We start from the raw sequence: 18,162 nt of genomic DNA on the forward strand, positions 1-18,162 counted from the left end.
CGCGCGCGCGCCCTCACCCTCTATGTGAGCCGCCCACCAGCGCTGCCCTTCCGGCTTACCGCGCGTTAGCCGAAAGTTGGCTATCGTCCGCTCAGTTGCCCGAGGCCTGCGCAGAACCGCTGCTGAGCGAGCTGGTGAGCAGGCCGAGCAGGAGGGTCAGAATGTTGCCGTCAGAGCTGTCATCGGTGATGTTGTAAAGCATGTGTCACTCCAAGTTGATGTTTTGTGACTACGTCGTCACTGGCCATTTGCCGTCTCGGACGATACCGAGCCAAATCTGAACAGGGAGTGTTTTAGAGGAATTTTCTAGAATTTTTTGTCGGTTCGCACAAGCCCCAAGAACTTCCGGCTCGCCAAGGCTCGACATGAGCTGGTCGGCCAGCGAGAACGAGACGGACAGCCGCTGCGCATGGTCTGCGCGCCAGGGCAACCGAGATGTGAAACGAGAGTGTACCGATGCACTGCACTCCCCTCCGTTGTACCGGGAAGTAAGTATCTGTCGCAGCGAGCAGCATGGGCCGGATATAACAATTTGGTTATACTGAGCCAGGTGACCTGATCGAGCGGGCGATCGATCACAGCGGGGCGATACCGCTGGCCGACAAGCGCTTCGCCGAGCACCTGGAAGCGTTGAAGGAGCAGCCATGAGCACGGAATTCAGCACGTGGAAAGACGTCAAAGCGAAGGCGCGGCAGCAGGACCCACGGTCATCCGCCGAGCGCGCTGCTGGCGCTCGTAAGGCAGATGAACGTCACGAGTCGTACCTTCGCGGGCATCAGCTGGCCGAGATCAGAAAGGCGATGGGGATCACTCAGGTCGCACTCGCCGATGCGTTGGGTGTCACCCAAGCCCGGGTGTCGAAGATCGAGCGCGGCGAGATCTCGGGGATCGATGCCATCCGCTCGTATGTCGCCGCGCTGGGCGGATCGGTGGATGTCGTCGTGCGGCTGGGCGACCGAACGTGGAATGTCGCCTGATTCGTCGGCCGCACCCCTGGCTTGCCCCCGAGAGCGACGGGTCGGTGCAGCAAGGGGCGGATGACTCGTCGGCCGGGCTCGAACCGGCGTCCACCCGGATCAGAGCCGGGCGCTCTACCACTGAACTACGACAACCCCGCGATCGCGCCTCATCACGCGGGCGGGTGTCCACCGGATTGCGCCGATAGTTCGGCAACGTACTCGGCCTTGGTCGGTCTGCCACTGAAGGCGCCCGCACCGCGAAGGAGCATGGCCCACAATGGGTCTGCGACCGAGATACCGTGCACGAGTTCGGGGGTCGGGCGGAACGTGCCGACCTGTCCCGGCGGTTTCGGCGCGGTCCAGCCGTTACGGACAGGGTCGACGCCGACCGATCCGCAGGCCGCGGCCACGTCGGACGCGGTGCAGTCCTCGCGTCCGGCGAGCACCTCCCACGGCAGCGGCAAGGCCGCCCAGACCCGGGTATCCGGGTGCAAGCCTGAGCCGGACACGGAGTGCCAGGCCGTCAGGTCGACGAGTCGTGTCCGCGGCGCACGACCATGCGTTCGCGATCGAATTCGCCGGCACCCCAGACCTTTTCCGGCATCTCGGCTCCAGGCACGCGCCGGCTTCCACGGTGGATGGCAACGCCGCACGGGTTCTGGTTGCATCGACCACTATTGGTTGGCAGGATGGCTCGCACATGATTGACCACTTAGATGTAGCTCGGGACAGCCTGGATGGGCTGTCGGTAGGCGATGCGTTAGGAGCCCAGTTCTTCGTACCTGGGCGATCGGTTTCCGATCTTCTCGCCGGGCGAACGCCCGCCGGTCCATGGGAGTGGACCGATGACACCGAAATGGCGTGTTCGGTACTCACCGAGTTACGTGTGCGCGGGCGGATCGACCGCGATGCGCTGGCAGCGGCTTTCGCCGATCGGTGCGAGCCGTATCGGGGATACAGCGGCGGCACAGTTGCTGTGCTGCACCAGATTCGGGATGGTCGGCCGTGGGCCGAGGTAGCCGGGGCGCTGTTCGGCGGACATGGCTCGTGGGGGAACGGTGCGGCGATGCGGGTGGCGCCGCTCGGGGCGTATTTCGCCGGGGAGTTCGATCGGGCCGCGGCGGAGGCGGCGTCGGCGGCCGAGGTGACGCATCGTCATCCGGAGGCGATCGTGGGCGCGATGGTTGTCGCGGTGGCCGCTGGTTGGGCGGCTGCCAGTCGTGGAAGGGACTGTGCGCCAGAAGAACTCCTGGATGTTGTGGAGCCGTATCTGGTCGACGGACGGACGGCGAGCGGGGTGCGGCGCGCCAGGACGCTCCTCGGTCGATCGGTGGCCGAAGCTTCCTATGAACTGGGCAATGGTGCGCAGGTCAGTGCGCAGGACACGGTGCCGTTCACGCTGTGGGCGGCGGCGAGCTTCCTCGACGACTATCCCGCCGCGATCACCGCCTGCGTCGAGGCCGGTGGGGATGCGGACACCACCGCAGCGATAGTCGGCGGGATCGTGGCCGCGCGCACGGGGATCGGTACGCGCGGCGGCGTGCCGGAAGAATGGCTGATGGCACGGGAAGCACTGCCGACGTGGGCGACCGAGCGAGGATGAAGGCGCCGCTGGGCGACGTGCTCCCGCGACCCCTGGTCAAATCCGACCACGGGCGGAGGATCCCATGGTCGGCAATGCCTATGCTGTGCGTGACAGACCGTCACATCCATCCCGGAGGCACCGTTGGCGAACAATCTCGAAGCCAGTATCGACATCGCAGCATCGCCCGAGAAGGTCTGGTCGATCATCGCCGACCTGCGCCGGATGTCGGAGTTCAGCCCGACGACGGTCAAAATGGCGGCGATCGGCGGTGTCCGTGAGGGCGCGCTCACCATCAACCTGAACAAGGACGGCTGGAAGATCTGGCCGACCACCTCGCGCATCGTGCGGTTCGTGCCGAACACCGCGCTCGCGTTCCGGATGAACGAGAACCACACCGTCTGGAGCTATGAGCTCGCGCCGTCCGCCGCCGGCACCCGGGTCGTGGAACGCCGCACGGTCGATCCGAAAGGTCTGCCCGCGTGGATGGGTCCGGTGATCAAGGCCTCCGGTGGCGAGCCGAAGTTCGAGGCCGACCTGGTCTCGGGCATGCATGAGACGCTGAGCAAGGTCAAGGCTGCGGCAGAGCGCTGACCCGCACAAACCCCGAGAGCCCGCCGGATGATCCGGCGGGCTCTCGTCGTTCAGGGCAGCTCGGCGCGGATCTCGTCGAGCGCCTCCGCGGTCCGTGAGAGCAGCGCGGTCACGGTCGCCAATTCCTCGGCGGTGAACCGGGCGGCGAGCTCGCGCTCCACCGCGACCGCGCGGATATCCCCCGCGGCGGTCACCTCCCGGCCCGCCTCGGTCAGCCGGGTCTCGAGCACGTTCTTGTGCCACTCGTGCGGCGTGCGCTCGACCAGGCCACGGTCCTGGAGGTTGGTCAGGACGGTGTTCATGGTCGGCGGCGTCACCCCAGCCAGCCGGGCCAGCGCCGCGGCGGAGATGCCGGGGTTTTCCGCGAGGTGCAACAGGGCGCTGTACTGCGGGACGGTCAGCCCGGCCGGCTTCAGCGCGGCGGTCTTCGCCGCGATCAGGGCCTGCTCGGCGCGCTTGATATACGTGCCGAGCCTCTCGGCGGCGGGCATGGACGTCATGCGTGCATGGTATCCGCCCGTCATCACGTAATGCCCTTGACGATCATTAGAGCTCTAATCTACATTTCTTCCCATCACTTGATGTCTGGCATTACATCACTGAGAGGCTTCATTATGATCAGGACCAGCGCCACCATCGCCCTGGCCGTCGCCTGCCTGTCCGCGACGGCGTGCGGAACCGACGCCGCGCCCACGGTGAGCACCGCCTACGAACTGCCCGGCAATGCCGTGTATCCCGAGGGCATCGCACTGGACGCCCGCTCCGGTGACAGTTACGTCGGCTCGTTCGCCGACGGGACGGTCTACCGGGCGGCCGCCGGCGCCGAGCGCGCGGAGGTGTTCCTGCCCGCGGGCACGGACGGCCGCAAGACCACCAACGGCATGCGGGTCGACCGGGACGGCAGGCTGTGGGTGATCGATTCGGGTGTGGGAGTCGCGGTGTACGACACCGGTTCCCGCGCACTGCTGGCGCGATTCGAGGTACCGGGCGACGCACCGCGTTTCGTCAACGATCTCGACTTCGCCGCCGACGGGAGCGCCTATCTGACCGACAGTGTCCGCAATGTCGTCTATCGCGTCACTCCGGACCAAGTAGCTACGGGCCGTGGGGAATTGGGCGTCGCCTACGACCTGAGCCCGGTGCTCGGACCACGCGACGCGAAGACCTTCGAGCTGAACGGCATCGTCGCCGATCAGGCAGGCGCGTATCTGCTCGTCGTCGCGATGTCGGCGGGTGAGCTGTACCGGATCGACCTGACCGGCGCCGAGCCGAACCGCAAGGTCGCATTGACCGGTGGCGACGTGCGCCACGGCGACGGCATGGAACTGCGCGACAACACGCTGTGGGTGGTCCACAACACCGAGAACACCATCAGCCGCTGGACCGTCACCGACCGCGGTGCCGCCGCGACGCGTGATGGCGAATTCCATGATCCCGCACTGAATATCCCCACGACGATGGTGCACTCGGGCGATCGGGCGCTGATCGTGTCGTCACAGTTCGACAAGGGTGGGCCGATGGGTGACGCGGGTGCGCCGGGAACGTTCGTCGTCTCGGCGGTCGACGGGTTCTGAGTCAGGCCTCGTCGACGAATTCCCTGAGTACGGCGACGAATTCGTCCGGCTGCTCGACCTGGGGCGAATGGCCGGCGTGCTCGACGAGGTGGGCGCGCGCGCCCGCCGCGGCGTATCTCTGCAGGGTGGCCGTGCTGTCGTAGAGGTGGTCGTGCCTGCCGTGGACGGCCAGGACCGGCAGGTCGAGTGCGGCGACCCGTTCGTCGAGCGGGCGTGCGGCGAAGTCGTCGGCCCGTGCGCCGACGGCGTAGGCGAGGCCGGCGGGGACGGCGGCGCGGAAGTCGCGGACCATCGCGTCGGCCAGGCCGGGCGCGGAGTCGTAGCGGAAGCGGGGCGCGAACACGGTCCGGTTGGCCAGGCGGATCACCAGACTGGGTGTCCAGCGCTGCGCCAGCCGCACCGTCCACGGGCGGATCACCCATTTGGCGACGGTGGGGATGCTGGCGGCGTGGTAGTCCGGCGCCTGGCCGATCACCACCACACGGGCCACCCGCGGCGACACTGCCGCCAGTTCCAGGGCGATCTCGGCGCCGAACGAATGCCCGACCACCGTGACCTGCGACAGGTCGAGCTCGTCGAACAGTGCGAGGATCGGGGCGGTCCTGGCCGCGGCCGTGAAATCACCGGATTCCGCGCCCTGATCGCGGACATCCACCCTGATCACCCGGTAGTCGCCCGCCAGCCGTTCGGCGACCCCCGCGAACCAGGCGACCGAGCCAGGGATGCCGTGCACGAACACGATCACCGGGCCGGTGCGCGAGCCTTCGTCCAGAAACAGCACCTGTCCAGCCTATCGAGGTTCGACCATACGGTAGCGTATGGGGATGCCGCGAGAGGAGAACACCGGGCGCAGGCTGACCGCCGACGACTGGGCGCAGGCCGCGCTGGAGGCCCTCGGCGAAGGCGGGCTGACCGCGGTGGCGGTCGAACCGCTGGCCAAACGGCTCGGGGCGACCAAGGGCAGCTTCTACTGGCATTTCAAGGATCGCGCCGCGCTGGTCGAGGCCGTGCTCGCGCGGTGGGAGCAGCGCGGGACGCAGGACGTCATCGACGAGCTCGACCAATTGCCGGGGCCCGCGCAACGATTGCGGCAACTGTTCACCCACGTCATCGAGTACGCCGCGCAGGGCAGGGAGGATCTCGCGCTGCTCGCCTCGGTGGATCAGCCCGCCGTCGCCGCCGCGATGAAGCGGGTCGCCGAACGCCGGATCGACTATGTCACCGCGCAATTGCGACTGCTCGGAGTGCCCGATCCGCAGGCCTACACCCGCGCGAGCGTGGCCGTCAGCATCTATCACGGGTTCAATCAGCTGGCCAGGATCGCGCCGCAGACCCTGCCCGCCACCGACGAACTGGTGGACGCGGTGGTCTCGCGGCTGCTCGATCCGCCGCGCTGAATCAGTCCCCTCTACAGCGGCTTTCACCCCGGGTAGCAGCCGATTCCGGAATGGCCGCTATCATTATCCACCCACCAGTGGCGGCAATCGGCCTCGTCGAATACGCTTCGCCGCGGATGAAAACGCCTCATGGAGGGACGAGTGATCACTCCGAACAGGCCGGAGGACGTAGCCGAAGTCCGGCATAGGGTGCCGTTGACGCAGCTGATACACCTGATGGCGGAGTATCAGCAGCTCGGCGCGCACCGTGATACCTACCTCGCGACCCCCGCCGACGACACGTTCGTCCGCGGCTGCGGCATCGTCGCGGGCAGCATCGCCACCATCGGCGTCATCTGCGCCGCCGTCGGCGCCTGGCAGGGTGGTGTCGCGCTGCTCGTGATCGCCGCGCTCCCGGTCCTGCTTGCCGTCCGGCGCGGAATCCTCAACCGGCAGAATCGCGCCGCCCGCATCGACCTGTTCGACCACGGCGTCACCGTCTATCGCTCCGGCCAGCGCGTCGCCGGATTCCGCTGGGACAGCACCGAAGTGCGCCAGCAGATGATCCCCTTCCACGACACCACGGCGGTGTCCTACTACCTCGCGCTCACCGGCCCCGGCGGCGTCGAAGCCACCATCGACGAGGAAGGATTCGCCCGCGCCCGCGAATGGGCCCGCGCCATCCAATCCGCCGTCACCGCAACCCAACTCCCCGCCGCCGTCACCGCCATCGACAACGGCGACACGGTCACCTTCGGCGAAGTCGGCCTCTCCCTCGACGCCCTCCACTTCCAGGGCGAATCCTTCCCCTGGGAGAACATCCAGCTCATCGACGCCCGCAGCGGCCACATCCGCCTCAAACTCACCGGCACCTGGCGCTCCCTCACCCCGGTCGGCACCATCCCCAACTTCTACATCTTCAACGAACTGGCGGAGAGGTTGCGGTTGACACCGGTGGGGTGAGGCTGACGAGCAGGCTTACCTCCGGCGATCAGTCTGTTTCGGGTGACCCGTGCCCGCATGGGTTATCCAGAGCGTCCGGCTATTGTCATCGATCGCGTACCAGATCCTGCCGCCCCCGGTGACCTCGAACTGCCACTGCTCGAATTCGGATCCGTCGACCTTGACTCGACTCAAGTCGAATTTCAAGGGGTGTTGCCGGGAAGGATCGTCTCGGCAGCGTGGGTCCGAAGTAATCGCGACCCAGGCCCGGTCGGCATTGGCCTGCGCCTGACTCACCAGTTGTGCCCACCCCTTGGCCGCCCGCAGGTCTACGGCACGAACAACCCATCCCGTCGGCCGCCGGACCTCGTCACCACGGCGTAGTGGTTCAGGCATCCGCACCGCCGGGGCGTGGGACGGCTGTCGAGTCGTCGGTGCCGAACGGGCCGCGCAGCCTACGGGCCAGCTCGGGGTCGGAGTAGATCTCGGCAGTCGATTGCCACTCCTGTAGTGCGCGCGAAAACGGTAGTAGGAGACCGGTTTCGGCGCCCGCCAGGAGATGATCGAGCAGCTCGCGAACGCACTCGGGGCGGCCTTCGGCCGGTAGCCAGGTCAGCCACGGAAGTTCCTCGGCGAACACCTCTTCCGCGAGCGGCCGGTTGGCCTTCGCGATGATCGCGAGCGAGCGGGCCGCGAGGCCGAGGCCTTTCACCATCGCCTCGAACCGCTCAGACCGCATCAGCACCAGATTCTCGGCATCCCGACGCTCGAGGATGACGTCAGCGTCGGCGAGGGCGGGGAAAACGCTGGTCTGCTTGTTGATCAGCGTCGAGAACGGGAAGGTGCGAGTGGCCATATCCCCAGCGTACACCTAGTTCGAAACTAGTTCAGTTGAGCTGGCGATGCGGCTCTTCGATTGAAGCGGGTTACGCGCGCTCCTTCTTCGCCAGGTCGTTCAGGCCGGATGCGCCCGCCCAGAGCAGGACCGCTCCGATGATGATCCGCACCCAGTCGATCGTGTTGTTGAAGAATTTCACGTCCGCGTAGTTGCCGCCGGACTTCGACATCGAGCACGACATATCGCCGGGGTTCATGTCGTGACTGGAGAAGTCGAGGACGAAGATGTTCCAGGTGTGGCAAGTGACCGTGTCGTCGAGCAGGCCGAGTAGACCCGGCAGGATCAGCCAGCCGCAGATGATCCCCAGCAGGACACAGAACACCCAGTATTTACGGGCCGTGCGGGCGAACGCCATTTTCCACTCCCTGTGACAGACCGAAGGCCGGCCCACTCGGGAGTGGACCGGCCTTCGTGACTTGCGCCGAACTAGTGATCCGGGGGGATCAGAAGTCCATGCCGCCCATGCCGCCGGTGGGGTCGCCCGCGGGGGCGGCCTTCTCCGGCTTGTCGGCGACGACGGCCTCGGTGGTGAGGAACAGGGCCGCGATGGAGGCCGCGTTCTGCAGGGCCGAACGGGTGACCTTGACCGGGTCGGCGACGCCGGCGGCCAGCAGGTTCTCGTAGACGCCGGAGTCGGCGTTCAGGCCTTCGCCCTCGGGGAGGTTGGAGACCTTCTCGGCGACGACGCCGGGCTCGAGGCCGGCGTTGAAGGCGATCTGCTTCAGCGGGGCCGACAGCGCGACACGCACGATGTTGACACCGGTGGCCTCGTCGGCCGACAGGCCGCTGAAGCCGTCAAGCGCGGGGGCGGCCTGCAGCAGGGCCACGCCACCACCGGCGACGATGCCCTCTTCGACGGCAGCCTTGGCGTTGCGCACGGCATCTTCGATGCGGTGCTTGCGCTCCTTGAGCTCGACCTCGGTGGCGGCACCGGCCTTGATCACCGCGACACCGCCGGCCAGCTTGGCCAGACGCTCCTGCAGCTTCTCACGGTCGTAGTCCGAGTCCGAGTTCTCGATCTCGGTGCGGATCTGCGCCACGCGGCCCTTGATGGCCTCCGCGTCGCCCGCGCCCTCGACGATGGTGGTCTCGTCCTTGGTGATGACGACCTTGCGCGCGGTGCCGAGCAGCTCGATGCCGGCGGTCTCCAGGGAGAGGCCGACCTCTTCGCTGATGACCTCGCCACCGGTCAGGATGGCGATGTCGGCCAGCTGGGCCTTGCGACGGTCACCGAAGCCCGGGGCCTTGACGGCGACGGACTTGAAGGTGCCACGGATCTTGTTCACGACCAGGGTCGACAGGGCCTCGCCCTCGACGTCCTCGGCGATGATCAGCAGCGGCTTGCCGGCCTGGATGACCTTCTCCAGCAGCGGCAGCAGGTCCTTGACGGTCGAGATCTTGGCCGACACCAGCAGGATGTACGGGTCCTCGAGGACCGCTTCCTGACGCTCGGGGTCGGTCACGAAGTAACCGGAGATGTAGCCCTTGTCGAAGCGCATGCCCTCGGTGAGCTCCAGCTGGAGACCGAAGGTGTTGCTCTCCTCGACGGTGATGACGCCTTCCTTGCCGACCTTGTCCATGGCCTCGGCGATGAGCTCACCGATGGACGAGTCGCCGGCCGAGATACCGGCGGTGGCAGCGATCTGCTCCTTGGTCTCGACCTCCTTGGCGGTGTCGAGCAGCTTGGCGGTGACGGCCTCGACGGCCTTCTCGATGCCGCGCTTCAGGCCCAGCGGGTTCGCGCCGGCCGCGACGTTGCGCAGACCCTCACGCACGAGCGCCTGGGCGAGCACGGTGGCGGTGGTGGTGCCGTCGCCCGCGACGTCGTCCGTCTTCTTGGCGACTTCCTTGACCAGCTCGGCGCCGATCTTCTCGTACGGGTCCTCGAGGTCGATCTCCTTGGCGATGGACACACCATCGTTGGTGATCGTGGGGGCGCCCCACTTCTTCTCGAGCACGACGTTGCGACCCTTCGGGCCCAGCGTCACCTTGACAGCGTCGGCGAGGGCGTTCAGACCCCGCTCGAGACCGCGACGGGCCTCTTCGTCGTACGCAATTGTCTTGGCCATTGCGTTGAGATCCTCCACATGTCTATGGCTGACACACGAGACGACCACAGGTTGGATCGCCCCAAAGTACGCTGGCCAGGTGCGGTGCCCGCGACGGACGACCGAGGGTGTCGATGGAACCCGGCCTCACCGTCCCGACCTGGCACTCAACAGACGCGAGTGCCAAAGCATTTTTAGCACTCGGGTGGTGAGAGTGCAAGGTCGCGCCCGGCGCGGAGGAGCACACCGGGCGCGGCCCGCGGGTCAGGACTCGCCCTGCGACGACGCCAGGAACTGATTCAGCAGCTCGACGAGTTCGGCTTCTACCACAGCCTTGTCCAGGCCGAGGTCACTGAGCACGCCCGTGCCGTTCTCCTGTTCGAGCAGCGCGAGCAGGATGTGTTCGGTGCCGATGTAGTTGTGGCCGAGGCGGAGTGCCTCGCGAAAGGTCAGTTCGAGGACCTTCTTCGTCTCACCGTCGAAGGGGATGAGGGCCGGGACCTCGCCGTCGGCGGCGGGCAGCGAGGCGGTCGCGGCGGCGCGCACGGCTTCCAGGGTGACACCTCTGGCGACAATCTCGCGGGCGGCCAGGCCCTCTGACTGGCCGATCAGACCGAGGATCAGATGCCCGAGCGCGATCTGGCTGTTACCGGAGTCGCGGGCCGCCTCCTGGGAACCCACGACCACCTGCCGGGCGCGGTCGGTGAATTTGGCGAAGCCGGCCTGCGGGTCCATGGCGGCCGCGTCGCTGGGGCCCTTGGGCACGAATCGTTTCTGGACGGCCTGCTTGCTGACGCCCATGCTGGCACCGATATCGGTCCAGGAGGCGCCGGAGCGGCGGGCCTGGTCGACGAAGTGGCCGATCAGGTGGTCGGCGGTCTCGCCGAGGTGGTTGGCGGCGACCACGGCGTCGGACAGCTGGTCGAGGACGTTGTCGGGGCGGGCCTTCTTGATGCCGTCGATCAGATCGTCGAGGCGGAAGTTTGGAGTGCTCATGCGTCAACTCTAGGTTGACGATTTGCGATCGTCAACCGTTAGTTGACGATCAATCGGTGGCAGAGTGTCGGCATGGGGAGATTTCAGCGCTCGGCCCGGTGGGGCCTGCGCATGGTGGGGATTGTCGTGACGCTGGCCTGTGTGGTCGGCATAGTTCGGTTCCTGTGGCCGCAGCCGGGAATCGATGATCAGCCCGGGTCGACCGAGCGGCAGCTGGCGTTTGTCCGGGACGCGCTCGACGGAGAGGCGGATGTCGCTGCGCAGGCGCAGTTTCCGGAGGGCCACTTCTTTCTGAACGCGCTCTACGGCATCTCATGGGTGCAGGCGGCGCACACCGATCCGGGTCTTCGCGAGGCGGCGCTGCGCGAATCTCGTTGGGCGCTGGATCGATTGGTGTCCGAGGAGGGCCGGGCCGTGTTCAGCCCTACTGCGCAGCCTGCGTATGGGGTGTTCTGGGCCGGGTGGACCAATTGGTTGCGTGGGGCGATTCTGTCGCTCGATGCGTCTGATTCCACTGAGGTGCAGCATTTTTCCGCGCACAGTGCGGAGATCGCGCAGGCCTTCGCCGTATCGGAGACACCGTTCTTGCAGGCCTATCGGGGGCAGGCCTGGCCGGTCGATTCCACTGTGGCCGTGGCTTCGCTGCGATTGCACGACCAGTTGTTCGACGACAAGTTCGGGGCGGTGACGGCACGGTGGCTCGGGGCGGTCCAGAGTCGCCTCGATCCGGCTACCGGACTCATGCCGCACCAGGTTTCGCCAAACGGGTCCCAGCTCGACGGTGCGCGGGCGACCTCACAATCGGTGATCCACCGGTTCCTGCCGGAGATCGATCCAGCCTTCGCGCGCAGTCAGTACGCCCTGTATCGCGAGCAGTACCTGTCCTATCCGGGCGGTTTCGGGCCTGCTCTGCGCGAATACCCGAAGGGTGTCGACGGCGTCGGTGACGTGGATTCCGGGCCGCTGGTCGCCGGAATCAGCCTGTCCGCCACCGTGGTCGGGCTCGGAGCCGCCAGGGTGAACGGCGACAGCGAGCTGGCCGCGGCGATCGGCGCCGAAGGCGAACTGCTCGGACTGCCGGTAAGTCTGCCCGGGTCCAAGCGGTACGCGTTCGGGCTCGTGCCGATCGGGGACGCGTTCGTGCTGTGGTCCTCGACGGCTCGGCTGCTCACCGGAGAACCGCCGGTCGGCGAGGTCGGACTGCGATGGTGGTGGCGGGGGCCATGGTTGATCGTGCTCGTGCTGATCGCCATAGCCCCCTGGACAGGGAGACTCGTCGCGGCGCTACGGCGACGCCGGTCTACACCCTGACCCGCCGCTGTCGATCTGCGGAGGCGCGCGGGCATGCGCTGAGCATTCACTATTCGCTCCGATGGTCCGATTTCGACCGATCGGCGCGATAGTGAACGTTCAGCGCGGTGACCGACAGGGATCGTGGGCGGCGACTCGGCTCGCGGGGCGACGAGCGCGTCAGCCGGTGCACCCTTATGCCCTAACGCAGGCCTGCGGCCTTCCCCGCGATGCGCACGATGGTCTCTTTCACCCAGGCGCCGGTTCGACCCCGGAGCACCCGCGTCGCCGGGGTGTCGTCGGCATTGAGGAACTGGATCACGGCGTCGCGGCGGCCCAGGCTGATGCACTGCACCTGGTAGCGGAATGTCATCGGCTTCGGCTCGGTGCCGTGCGCTCGCGCGAGGATCGCACGGCCGACGTAGCTGCCGGTGGGAAGGGCTGTCGCGCAGGCCATCCGGAGTGGGCGGTCGCCGGGGCCGTCGATCAGGGCGGCATCGCCCGCGGCGTAGATGTCGGGGTGCGAGAGCGAGCGCAGCGTTTCGTCGGTGCGGATGCGACCCTGCCCGTCGACGTCGAGACCGGCGCGGCGGGCCAGATCAGGAACGGTGAATCCGGCGGTCCAGACGACGGCGGAGGCGGGCACGACGGTGCCGTCCACGAGGCGCACGCCGTCGGGCAGAACTTCGGCGACCTTGACGCCGGAACGGATCTCGACGCCGAGACGGGTCAGCGTGGCGCGGACGTGATCAGCGGCGAGGGCGGAAAGCCACGCACCGGGCTCCTCCGATCCGAGCAGCGTCACGGTCGCGAATTCTTGGATCCCAGTGGTGAGCTCGTCGTCGCCCGCAGCGCCCGAATCCCGGTGCGACTCCGCCAGTTCCGCCGCGAGCTCGATGCCCGTCGATCCCGCGCCGACCACGACCACAGGCCCGCGGGGCAGGGCCTGCACGTCCTCGGGTGTCGCGACCGACCGCGCGTACTCGGCGATGCCGGGCACGCTCGAACGGTCGGCGGCGCTACCGAGCGCGTAGACGAGGGTGTCGTAGGCGATCGACCGCTCCCCGTCGAGCCGCACCCGCTTCGCGATCGGGTCGAGATCGGTGACCCGCGCCCGCACGAATTCGATCCCCTTGCGCTCCAGCATCTCCCGCAGGTCCCAGCGCCGAATCGACTGGCCCGCGACGGCCTGGTGCAGGCGCACCCGTTCGACGAACTCCACCCGCGTATCGACCACCGTGATCGTGGTGTCACCCGTCTTGCCCGCCAAGCGGCGCGCGGCGCTAAGTCCCGCGTACCCGGCGCCGAGGACGACGATTCGCTGCTGCCCGGTCATGTGTGGCTCCTCTCGACAATGCCGACACCGACCAGACGACACAGCCACCGGTTTCCTGACAGCCCGGCGCCGTGATCCGGCTCACGCCCCGGCGGCGACCAGGAAACCGAGCTTGTCCGGGTTGACCACGATGCGCACGGTGTCGACCAGTCCCGCGCCATCGACGCCGAAGAACATCACCGAACTCGCCACGACGCCGTCCGCGCGCACGATCAGCGCGAGCTCGCCGTTGACCTCGTCGAGATCGAACGTGCTCGCCGAGGTGAGGAACTTGGTGAGGCCGAGCAGGTAGCGGGCGACCTGATCGCCGCCGGTGACCGGGCGACGGGCCGCGGTGACCTTGCCGCCGCCGTCGGCCATCGACACCACATCCGCGGCGAGCAGCGCGCGCAGGCCGGTGACGTCACCGGTCGCCGCGGCGAGCAGGAACCGTTCGATCAGCGTGCGTGCTTCGTCGGCGGGGACTGCGAATCGTGGTTTACCTGTGCGGACCCGACCACTCGCGCGGTGCAGGATCTGCTGGGAGTTGACCTCGGTGATCTCGAGCATGGCGGCGATCTCGGCGTGCGGGTAGCCGAAGGCCTCGCGCAGCACGAAGACCGCGCGCTCGACCGGGTTGAGCCGTTCCATCGCGGTGAGCAGTGCCAGCGACACCGACTCGCGCTCCTCGACGGTCTCCAGCGGACCGAGTGCGCCGGTCGGGACCGGTTCGGGCAGCCACGGGCCGACATAGGTTTCGCGGCGGGCGCGCGCGGAGACGAGCGCGGTACGGCAGAGATTGACCGTGACGGTGGTCAGCCAGGCTTCGGCGTTGGCGATCTCGGCGCGGTCGGCGGCTGCCCAGCGCAGGTAGACCTCCTGCACTACGTCCTCGGCCTCGCTCCCCGCACCGAACATCCGATACGCCACTGCGAACAGCCGCGGTCGATGCCCCAGGAACTCCTCCACCCCGCCGGACTCCGCCACGCCCCCGCCATCTCCGCCCCACATACTCACGCGCCCACCGTAGCGGCCGGAACGCCCGCACCGCGCAACCCGATAGCCGCGACCACTGGGTAGCCCCCCGCAACCGACAAGCGAGATGGAACGCCGCGAGCGCGGTATCGCCCTCGGCGCGAGACCCAGGGCCGAAAGCCCCAGCCGCTAGTCGCGCGACCGACGCAGGCGCAGTCGCGGATCACCGGGTGGCGGCGCGGTATCGCCCCTCGGGCACGAGGCCCAAGGGGCCGAAAGTCTCCAGCCGTTAGTCGCGCGGACGACGCAGCCGCAACCGGGCCGACCCACGGATCGCCGGGCGGCGGATCTGCGGGATCCGGCTCTGGGCCCGCCGCTGTGCCCGCCGCTCGGCCGGCTTGTGCTGCCAGGTCTCCGGCCGCGCCGCCACCCAGCGCGCCGAGCGCCAGGCGAACGGGATGTGCGCCAGGTAGAGGGCGACCAGGATGAGCAGCAGGATGATCGGGTAGGTCACCAGCAGGGCGGCGGCCAGGGCCGTCAGCACCAGCAGCCCGGCGGCCGCCTGGGGAGCGACCGAGACCGACTTCATCGCCAGGGTCGGGATGGTGCTCACGCACAGCAGCGCGGCGAAGATCGTCCAGGCGGCGACGAAGGCGAAGCCGTCCCACCAGCCGTCGCCGAACTGCACCTTCAGCGCGATCGGGACCAGCGCGATCAACGCGCCCGCCGGGGCGGGCACACCGACGAAGTACTCCCGCGCCCAGTTCGGGCGGGAATCGTCATCGAGCAGGGTGTTGAACCGGGCAAGCCGCAGCACCAGGCTCACCGCGAACAGCAGGGCCACGATCCAGCCGGCGCTGTAGCCGTCGAGCAGGGTGACGTAGAGGACCAGCGCGGGCGCGACGCCGAAGGAGATCGCGTCCGAGAGCGAGTCCAGTTCGGCGCCCATCTTGCTCGTCGCGTCGAGCATCCTGGCCAGGCGGCCGTCGAGGGTGTCGAGCACGGCGGCGGCGCCGACCATGGCCAGGGCCACGTGCAGCTCGCCGTCGAGCCCGAACTTCACCGCGGACAGGCCCGCGCACAGCGCGAGGATGGTGACGACACTGGGCAGCAACCGCACCGAGCGCGGGCGCTGTCGGCGGGCGGCCTGTTCGATCATCCCAGCACAGCCAGCACGGTTTCGGCCCCGATCGTGCGCTGGCCGGGCGCGACCAGCAGTTCGGTGCCGACCGGGAAATAGGTGTCGACGCGGGAGCCGAACCGGATCAGGCCGTAGGTGTCGCCGATGGTGACCACATCGCCCACGCGCGCGTCGCAGACGATGCGGCGCGCCAGCAGACCGGCGATCTGCACGACGACGACCTGCTTGCCGTCGGCGGTGTCGATCAGCATGCTGTTGCGCTCGTTGGCGTCGCTGGCCTCGGGCAGATCGGCCGAGAGGAACTTGCCGGGCTGGTGCAGCACCTCGCGCACGGTCCCGGACACGGGAACGCGCTGCACGTGCACATCGAGCACGGACAGGAAGATGCTGACGCGCGGCAGCGGCTGATCGCCGAGTCCGAGCTCGGCGGGCGGCACCGCGGTGTCGACGAGCGCGACCTCACCGTCGGCGGGCGCGACGACGATGCCGGGCCGGTTCGGCGGCACCCGGTGCGGGTGCCGGAAGAAGGCGGCGCAGGCGGCGGCGGCGGACAGACCGGCCCGGCGCACCCATTTGTTCCGGCCGCCGACGACCGCGACAGCCAGCGGAACCGCGACAAACGGCAGGCCGGCGGGGTGCAGCGGAGGTACAGCGGCCCGCACCAGGTCGACCATGTGGCCGACGGCGGTGGTGTCGGGCGTGCCGGGCGGGGTGGGGCGGCGGGCCACGGGCTCCCTCTTTCGTGATGTGACGACAACGCAAGCGTTCACACCTTACGGGAACCCCACCGCATCCACCCGTGGTCAGTGTGCCGCTCTACGTCCTGTGAACAGCTTCACTGGGTCGGCGAGCAATCGCCTTGCCTCCAAGGTACCTGTAACGGTTGTGACATATGACACGACTTCGCGGACCGCGGCCTTTAATATGAGGACGCCTCATGTCTGCACGTTCACATGTTGTCCATGCGCGGGTCATGGGTGATGAGCGACGGATTTCGATGCTTCGGGTACACCCAGCGGTGCAACCGCAGGTTGACAGGTACAGAGGAGACGCATAATGGCTGCTCGAATCGCCCAGACGACTGGAGCTGAGCACACCGCGATTCTCGGTTTGGGCGTCTACCGCCCCACCCGGGTGGTCACGAACGACGAGGTCGCGGGACTGATCGACTCGAGCGACGAGTGGATCCGCACCAGATCGGGAATCAAAACCAGGCGCTTCGCCTCATCCGAGGAAACCATCCAGAGCATGAGCGTCGCCGCCGCGAAGGACGCACTGGCCGCGGCCGGAATGGCCGTCGATCAGGTGGACTGCGTCATCGTCGCGACGTCGACACATCTCCTTCTCACCCCCGCCATCGGCCCGCGGATCGCCACCGATCTCGGCATGACCGGCGCCGCCGCGTTCGACATCTCGGCGGGCTGCGCCGGGTTCTGTCACGCCCTGGCGATGGCCTCGGATCTCGTGCGCGCGGGCACGTCGAAGAACGCGCTGGTGATCGGCGTCGAGAAGCTCACCGACACCGTCGACTTCACCGACCGCTCGACGGCGTTCCTGTTCGCCGACGGCGCCGGCGCTGTCGTCGTCGGCCCGGCCGAGGAGCAGGGCATCGGCCCGACCGTCTGGGGCTCGGACGGCACCCAGCACCACGCCATCCGCCAGGACAAGGACTGGATGGAGTTCTTCACCGAGATCGAGGAGAAGGGCACCGACGCGGTGCGTCCCTACCTCGCGATGGAGGGCACCGCGGTGTTCCGCTGGGCGGCGCACTCGCTGGAGAAGGTCTGCCGCGACGCGATCGACCGCGCCGGCCTGACCACCGACCAGCTGGACGCGATGATCCCGCACCAGGCTAACGGCCGGATCATCGAGATCATGGCCAGGGTGCTGAAGCTGCCAGAGGACTGCGCGCTGGCCAACGACATCGAGGAAGCCGGCAACACCTCGGCAGCATCGATCCCGCTGGCCATGGAGGCATTGCTCCGCAAGGGCGAGTCGAAGCCGGGCGATACGGCCCTGCTGATCGCTTTCGGCGCCGGACTGTCCTATGCCGCACAGGTTGTCACGCTGCCTGTGTGGCAATAGCTGATCAGCAACTATGCCCACCGCTGCGGTGATCTACCTCCCAGCAGGCCACCGAGCGGTGGGCTCGCCGTGTCAACCCCGCCCCACTTGCACCAACTCGGACATGCTGGCAAACTTTTCGCAACCGATGTTTGCTGATCGACGATGCTCAGCCCAGCGTTCCCGTCGTCAACCCGAGGTGATCGGTCGTGAAACTGCGCTCATTCCTGCCACGCAGGCACATCAACGACGTCCCCCTGCTGCCCACCATCGAGCCGGACGACAGCTTCGCGCTGCGCACCGCGTTCACCCGCCGTAAACGCGACGAACGCCTCGAACGCCTGCTCACCCCCAGCGAACTCGATCTGGTGCTGCATCACCAGCTCTGAGCACCGTGGTACCGCCGGA

At 67.8% G+C, this 18,162-nt stretch carries 20 protein-coding genes and 1 tRNA gene; 9 read left to right on the forward strand and 12 right to left on the reverse strand.

Going from position 1 to position 18,162, the window contains the following annotated elements:
- The first annotated feature begins 644 nt into the window (after positions 1-644).
- The gene (locus ACFWPJ_RS00005; protein ID WP_378845378.1) at positions 645-977 is read left to right on the forward strand and encodes a helix-turn-helix domain-containing protein; all 333 of its coding nucleotides are present in this window, start codon (positions 645-647) and stop codon (positions 975-977) included.
- Positions 978-1,040: 63 nt separating this feature from the next.
- Here ACFWPJ_RS00005 and ACFWPJ_RS00010 read toward each other — a convergent pair.
- Together ACFWPJ_RS00010 and ACFWPJ_RS00015 are read right to left on the reverse strand one after the other, a co-directional pair.
- Positions 1,041-1,112, reverse strand: a tRNA-Gln gene (locus ACFWPJ_RS00010).
- A 17-nt stretch (positions 1,113-1,129) separates the two neighbouring features.
- Entirely contained in the window at positions 1,130-1,468 is a 339-nt protein-coding gene (locus tag ACFWPJ_RS00015) for a hypothetical protein (RefSeq protein WP_378845380.1), read from the reverse strand.
- 29 nt (positions 1,469-1,497) lie between these two features.
- Here ACFWPJ_RS00015 and ACFWPJ_RS00020 point away from each other — a divergent pair, with 29 nt between their 5' ends.
- Together ACFWPJ_RS00020 and ACFWPJ_RS00025 are read left to right on the forward strand one after the other, a co-directional pair.
- Entirely contained in the window at positions 1,498-2,562 is a 1,065-nt protein-coding gene (locus tag ACFWPJ_RS00020) for an ADP-ribosylglycohydrolase family protein (protein WP_378845381.1), read from the forward strand.
- A gap of 123 nt (positions 2,563-2,685) precedes the next feature.
- On the forward strand, positions 2,686-3,135 hold the full coding sequence (locus tag ACFWPJ_RS00025; RefSeq protein WP_378845382.1) for an SRPBCC family protein: 450 nt from the start codon (positions 2,686-2,688) through the stop codon (positions 3,133-3,135).
- Positions 3,136-3,185: 50 nt separating this feature from the next.
- On the opposite strand, the gene ACFWPJ_RS00030 is transcribed toward ACFWPJ_RS00025, so the two are convergent.
- A complete protein-coding gene (locus ACFWPJ_RS00030; protein ID WP_378845384.1) occupies positions 3,186-3,635 on the reverse strand; it encodes a MarR family winged helix-turn-helix transcriptional regulator in 450 nt (149 codons plus the stop codon).
- Positions 3,636-3,749: 114 nt separating this feature from the next.
- Here ACFWPJ_RS00030 and ACFWPJ_RS00035 point away from each other — a divergent pair, with 114 nt between their 5' ends.
- Positions 3,750-4,709 carry an SMP-30/gluconolactonase/LRE family protein gene (locus tag ACFWPJ_RS00035; RefSeq protein ID WP_378845386.1) on the forward strand — a complete coding sequence of 320 codons (960 nt, stop codon included), beginning with the start codon at positions 3,750-3,752 and terminating at the stop codon, positions 4,707-4,709.
- Position 4,710: 1 nt separating this feature from the next.
- Here the strand turns inward: ACFWPJ_RS00035 and ACFWPJ_RS00040 are convergent, their stop codons facing one another.
- Entirely contained in the window at positions 4,711-5,490 is a 780-nt protein-coding gene (locus ACFWPJ_RS00040; protein WP_378845387.1) for an alpha/beta fold hydrolase, read from the reverse strand.
- 43 nt (positions 5,491-5,533) lie between these two features.
- Here ACFWPJ_RS00040 and ACFWPJ_RS00045 point away from each other — a divergent pair, with 43 nt between their 5' ends.
- Positions 5,534-6,106 carry a TetR/AcrR family transcriptional regulator gene (locus ACFWPJ_RS00045; RefSeq protein WP_378845388.1) on the forward strand — a complete coding sequence of 191 codons (573 nt, stop codon included), beginning with the start codon at positions 5,534-5,536 and terminating at the stop codon, positions 6,104-6,106.
- A gap of 189 nt (positions 6,107-6,295) precedes the next feature.
- On the forward strand, positions 6,296-7,048 hold the full coding sequence (locus ACFWPJ_RS00050) for a DUF6585 family protein (RefSeq protein WP_378845493.1): 753 nt from the start codon (positions 6,296-6,298) through the stop codon (positions 7,046-7,048).
- 367 nt (positions 7,049-7,415) lie between these two features.
- Here the strand turns inward: ACFWPJ_RS00050 and ACFWPJ_RS00055 are convergent, their stop codons facing one another.
- The 4 genes from ACFWPJ_RS00055 to ACFWPJ_RS00070 all read right to left on the reverse strand — a co-directional run bounded on the left by ACFWPJ_RS00055 (position 7,416) and on the right by ACFWPJ_RS00070 (position 10,969).
- Complete coding sequence (locus ACFWPJ_RS00055) at positions 7,416-7,883, reverse strand: hypothetical protein (protein ID WP_378845389.1); 468 nt, start codon at positions 7,881-7,883, stop codon at positions 7,416-7,418.
- Positions 7,884-7,953: 70 nt separating this feature from the next.
- Entirely contained in the window at positions 7,954-8,280 is a 327-nt protein-coding gene (locus ACFWPJ_RS00060; RefSeq protein ID WP_378845390.1) for a hypothetical protein, read from the reverse strand.
- Between the two features lie 88 nt (positions 8,281-8,368).
- Positions 8,369-9,994, reverse strand: a complete 1,626-nt coding sequence (gene groL, locus ACFWPJ_RS00065) for a chaperonin GroEL (protein ID WP_378845391.1) — start codon at positions 9,992-9,994, stop codon at positions 8,369-8,371.
- A 243-nt stretch (positions 9,995-10,237) separates the two neighbouring features.
- Positions 10,238-10,969, reverse strand: coding sequence for a Clp protease N-terminal domain-containing protein (locus tag ACFWPJ_RS00070; RefSeq protein WP_378845392.1), 732 nt, complete (start codon positions 10,967-10,969; stop codon positions 10,238-10,240).
- Positions 10,970-11,041: 72 nt separating this feature from the next.
- Here ACFWPJ_RS00070 and ACFWPJ_RS00075 point away from each other — a divergent pair, with 72 nt between their 5' ends.
- Positions 11,042-12,280, forward strand: a complete 1,239-nt coding sequence (locus tag ACFWPJ_RS00075; protein WP_378845393.1) for a hypothetical protein — start codon at positions 11,042-11,044, stop codon at positions 12,278-12,280.
- A 181-nt stretch (positions 12,281-12,461) separates the two neighbouring features.
- Here ACFWPJ_RS00075 and ACFWPJ_RS00080 read toward each other — a convergent pair whose 3' ends face one another.
- From ACFWPJ_RS00080 to ACFWPJ_RS00095, 4 genes are all read right to left on the reverse strand, one after another.
- A complete protein-coding gene (locus tag ACFWPJ_RS00080) occupies positions 12,462-13,595 on the reverse strand; it encodes an NAD(P)/FAD-dependent oxidoreductase (protein ID WP_378845395.1) in 1,134 nt (377 codons plus the stop codon).
- Between the two features lie 81 nt (positions 13,596-13,676).
- On the reverse strand, positions 13,677-14,585 hold the full coding sequence (locus ACFWPJ_RS00085; RefSeq protein ID WP_378845494.1) for an RNA polymerase sigma-70 factor: 909 nt from the start codon (positions 14,583-14,585) through the stop codon (positions 13,677-13,679).
- 253 nt (positions 14,586-14,838) lie between these two features.
- Entirely contained in the window at positions 14,839-15,708 is an 870-nt protein-coding gene (locus ACFWPJ_RS00090; protein ID WP_378845397.1) for a CDP-alcohol phosphatidyltransferase family protein, read from the reverse strand.
- On the reverse strand, positions 15,705-16,418 hold the full coding sequence (locus ACFWPJ_RS00095; protein ID WP_378845399.1) for a phosphatidylserine decarboxylase: 714 nt from the start codon (positions 16,416-16,418) through the stop codon (positions 15,705-15,707). Before ACFWPJ_RS00095 ends, ACFWPJ_RS00090 begins: the two co-directional genes overlap by 4 nt.
- A 328-nt stretch (positions 16,419-16,746) precedes the next feature.
- On the opposite strand from ACFWPJ_RS00095, the gene ACFWPJ_RS00100 reads away from it, so the two are divergent.
- Positions 16,747-17,775, forward strand: coding sequence for a beta-ketoacyl-ACP synthase III (locus tag ACFWPJ_RS00100; protein ID WP_378845400.1), 1,029 nt, complete (start codon positions 16,747-16,749; stop codon positions 17,773-17,775).
- Between the two features lie 188 nt (positions 17,776-17,963).
- The gene (locus ACFWPJ_RS00105; RefSeq protein WP_378845402.1) at positions 17,964-18,143 is read left to right on the forward strand and encodes a hypothetical protein; all 180 of its coding nucleotides are present in this window, start codon (positions 17,964-17,966) and stop codon (positions 18,141-18,143) included.
- Positions 18,144-18,162 lie beyond the last annotated feature (19 nt).

It is taken from the genome of Nocardia sp. NPDC058497 (assembly GCF_042720195.1).
GTDB lineage: Bacteria > Actinomycetota > Actinomycetes > Mycobacteriales > Mycobacteriaceae > Nocardia.

What these genes read in the sequence shown, in the direction of transcription:
- ACFWPJ_RS00005 (WP_378845378.1), top strand. Translation starts at nt 645, where the DNA reads ATGAGCACGGAATTCAGCACGTGGAAAGACGTCAAAGCGAAGGCGCGG.
- ACFWPJ_RS00030 (WP_378845384.1), bottom strand. Translation starts at nt 3,635, where the DNA reads ATGACGTCCATGCCCGCCGCCGAGAGGCTCGGCACGTATATCAAGCGC.
- ACFWPJ_RS00035 (WP_378845386.1), top strand. Translation starts at nt 3,750, where the DNA reads ATGATCAGGACCAGCGCCACCATCGCCCTGGCCGTCGCCTGCCTGTCC.
- ACFWPJ_RS00045 (WP_378845388.1), top strand. Translation starts at nt 5,534, where the DNA reads ATGCCGCGAGAGGAGAACACCGGGCGCAGGCTGACCGCCGACGACTGG.
- ACFWPJ_RS00055 (WP_378845389.1), bottom strand. Translation starts at nt 7,883, where the DNA reads ATGGCCACTCGCACCTTCCCGTTCTCGACGCTGATCAACAAGCAGACC.
- ACFWPJ_RS00060 (WP_378845390.1), bottom strand. Translation starts at nt 8,280, where the DNA reads ATGGCGTTCGCCCGCACGGCCCGTAAATACTGGGTGTTCTGTGTCCTG.
- groL (WP_378845391.1), bottom strand. Translation starts at nt 9,994, where the DNA reads ATGGCCAAGACAATTGCGTACGACGAAGAGGCCCGTCGCGGTCTCGAG.
- ACFWPJ_RS00070 (WP_378845392.1), bottom strand. Translation starts at nt 10,969, where the DNA reads ATGAGCACTCCAAACTTCCGCCTCGACGATCTGATCGACGGCATCAAG.
- ACFWPJ_RS00075 (WP_378845393.1), top strand. Translation starts at nt 11,042, where the DNA reads ATGGGGAGATTTCAGCGCTCGGCCCGGTGGGGCCTGCGCATGGTGGGG.
- ACFWPJ_RS00080 (WP_378845395.1), bottom strand. Translation starts at nt 13,595, where the DNA reads ATGACCGGGCAGCAGCGAATCGTCGTCCTCGGCGCCGGGTACGCGGGA.
- ACFWPJ_RS00085 (WP_378845494.1), bottom strand. Translation starts at nt 14,585, where the DNA reads ATGTGGGGCGGAGATGGCGGGGGCGTGGCGGAGTCCGGCGGGGTGGAG.
- ACFWPJ_RS00090 (WP_378845397.1), bottom strand. Translation starts at nt 15,708, where the DNA reads ATGATCGAACAGGCCGCCCGCCGACAGCGCCCGCGCTCGGTGCGGTTG.
- ACFWPJ_RS00100 (WP_378845400.1), top strand. Translation starts at nt 16,747, where the DNA reads ATGGCTGCTCGAATCGCCCAGACGACTGGAGCTGAGCACACCGCGATT.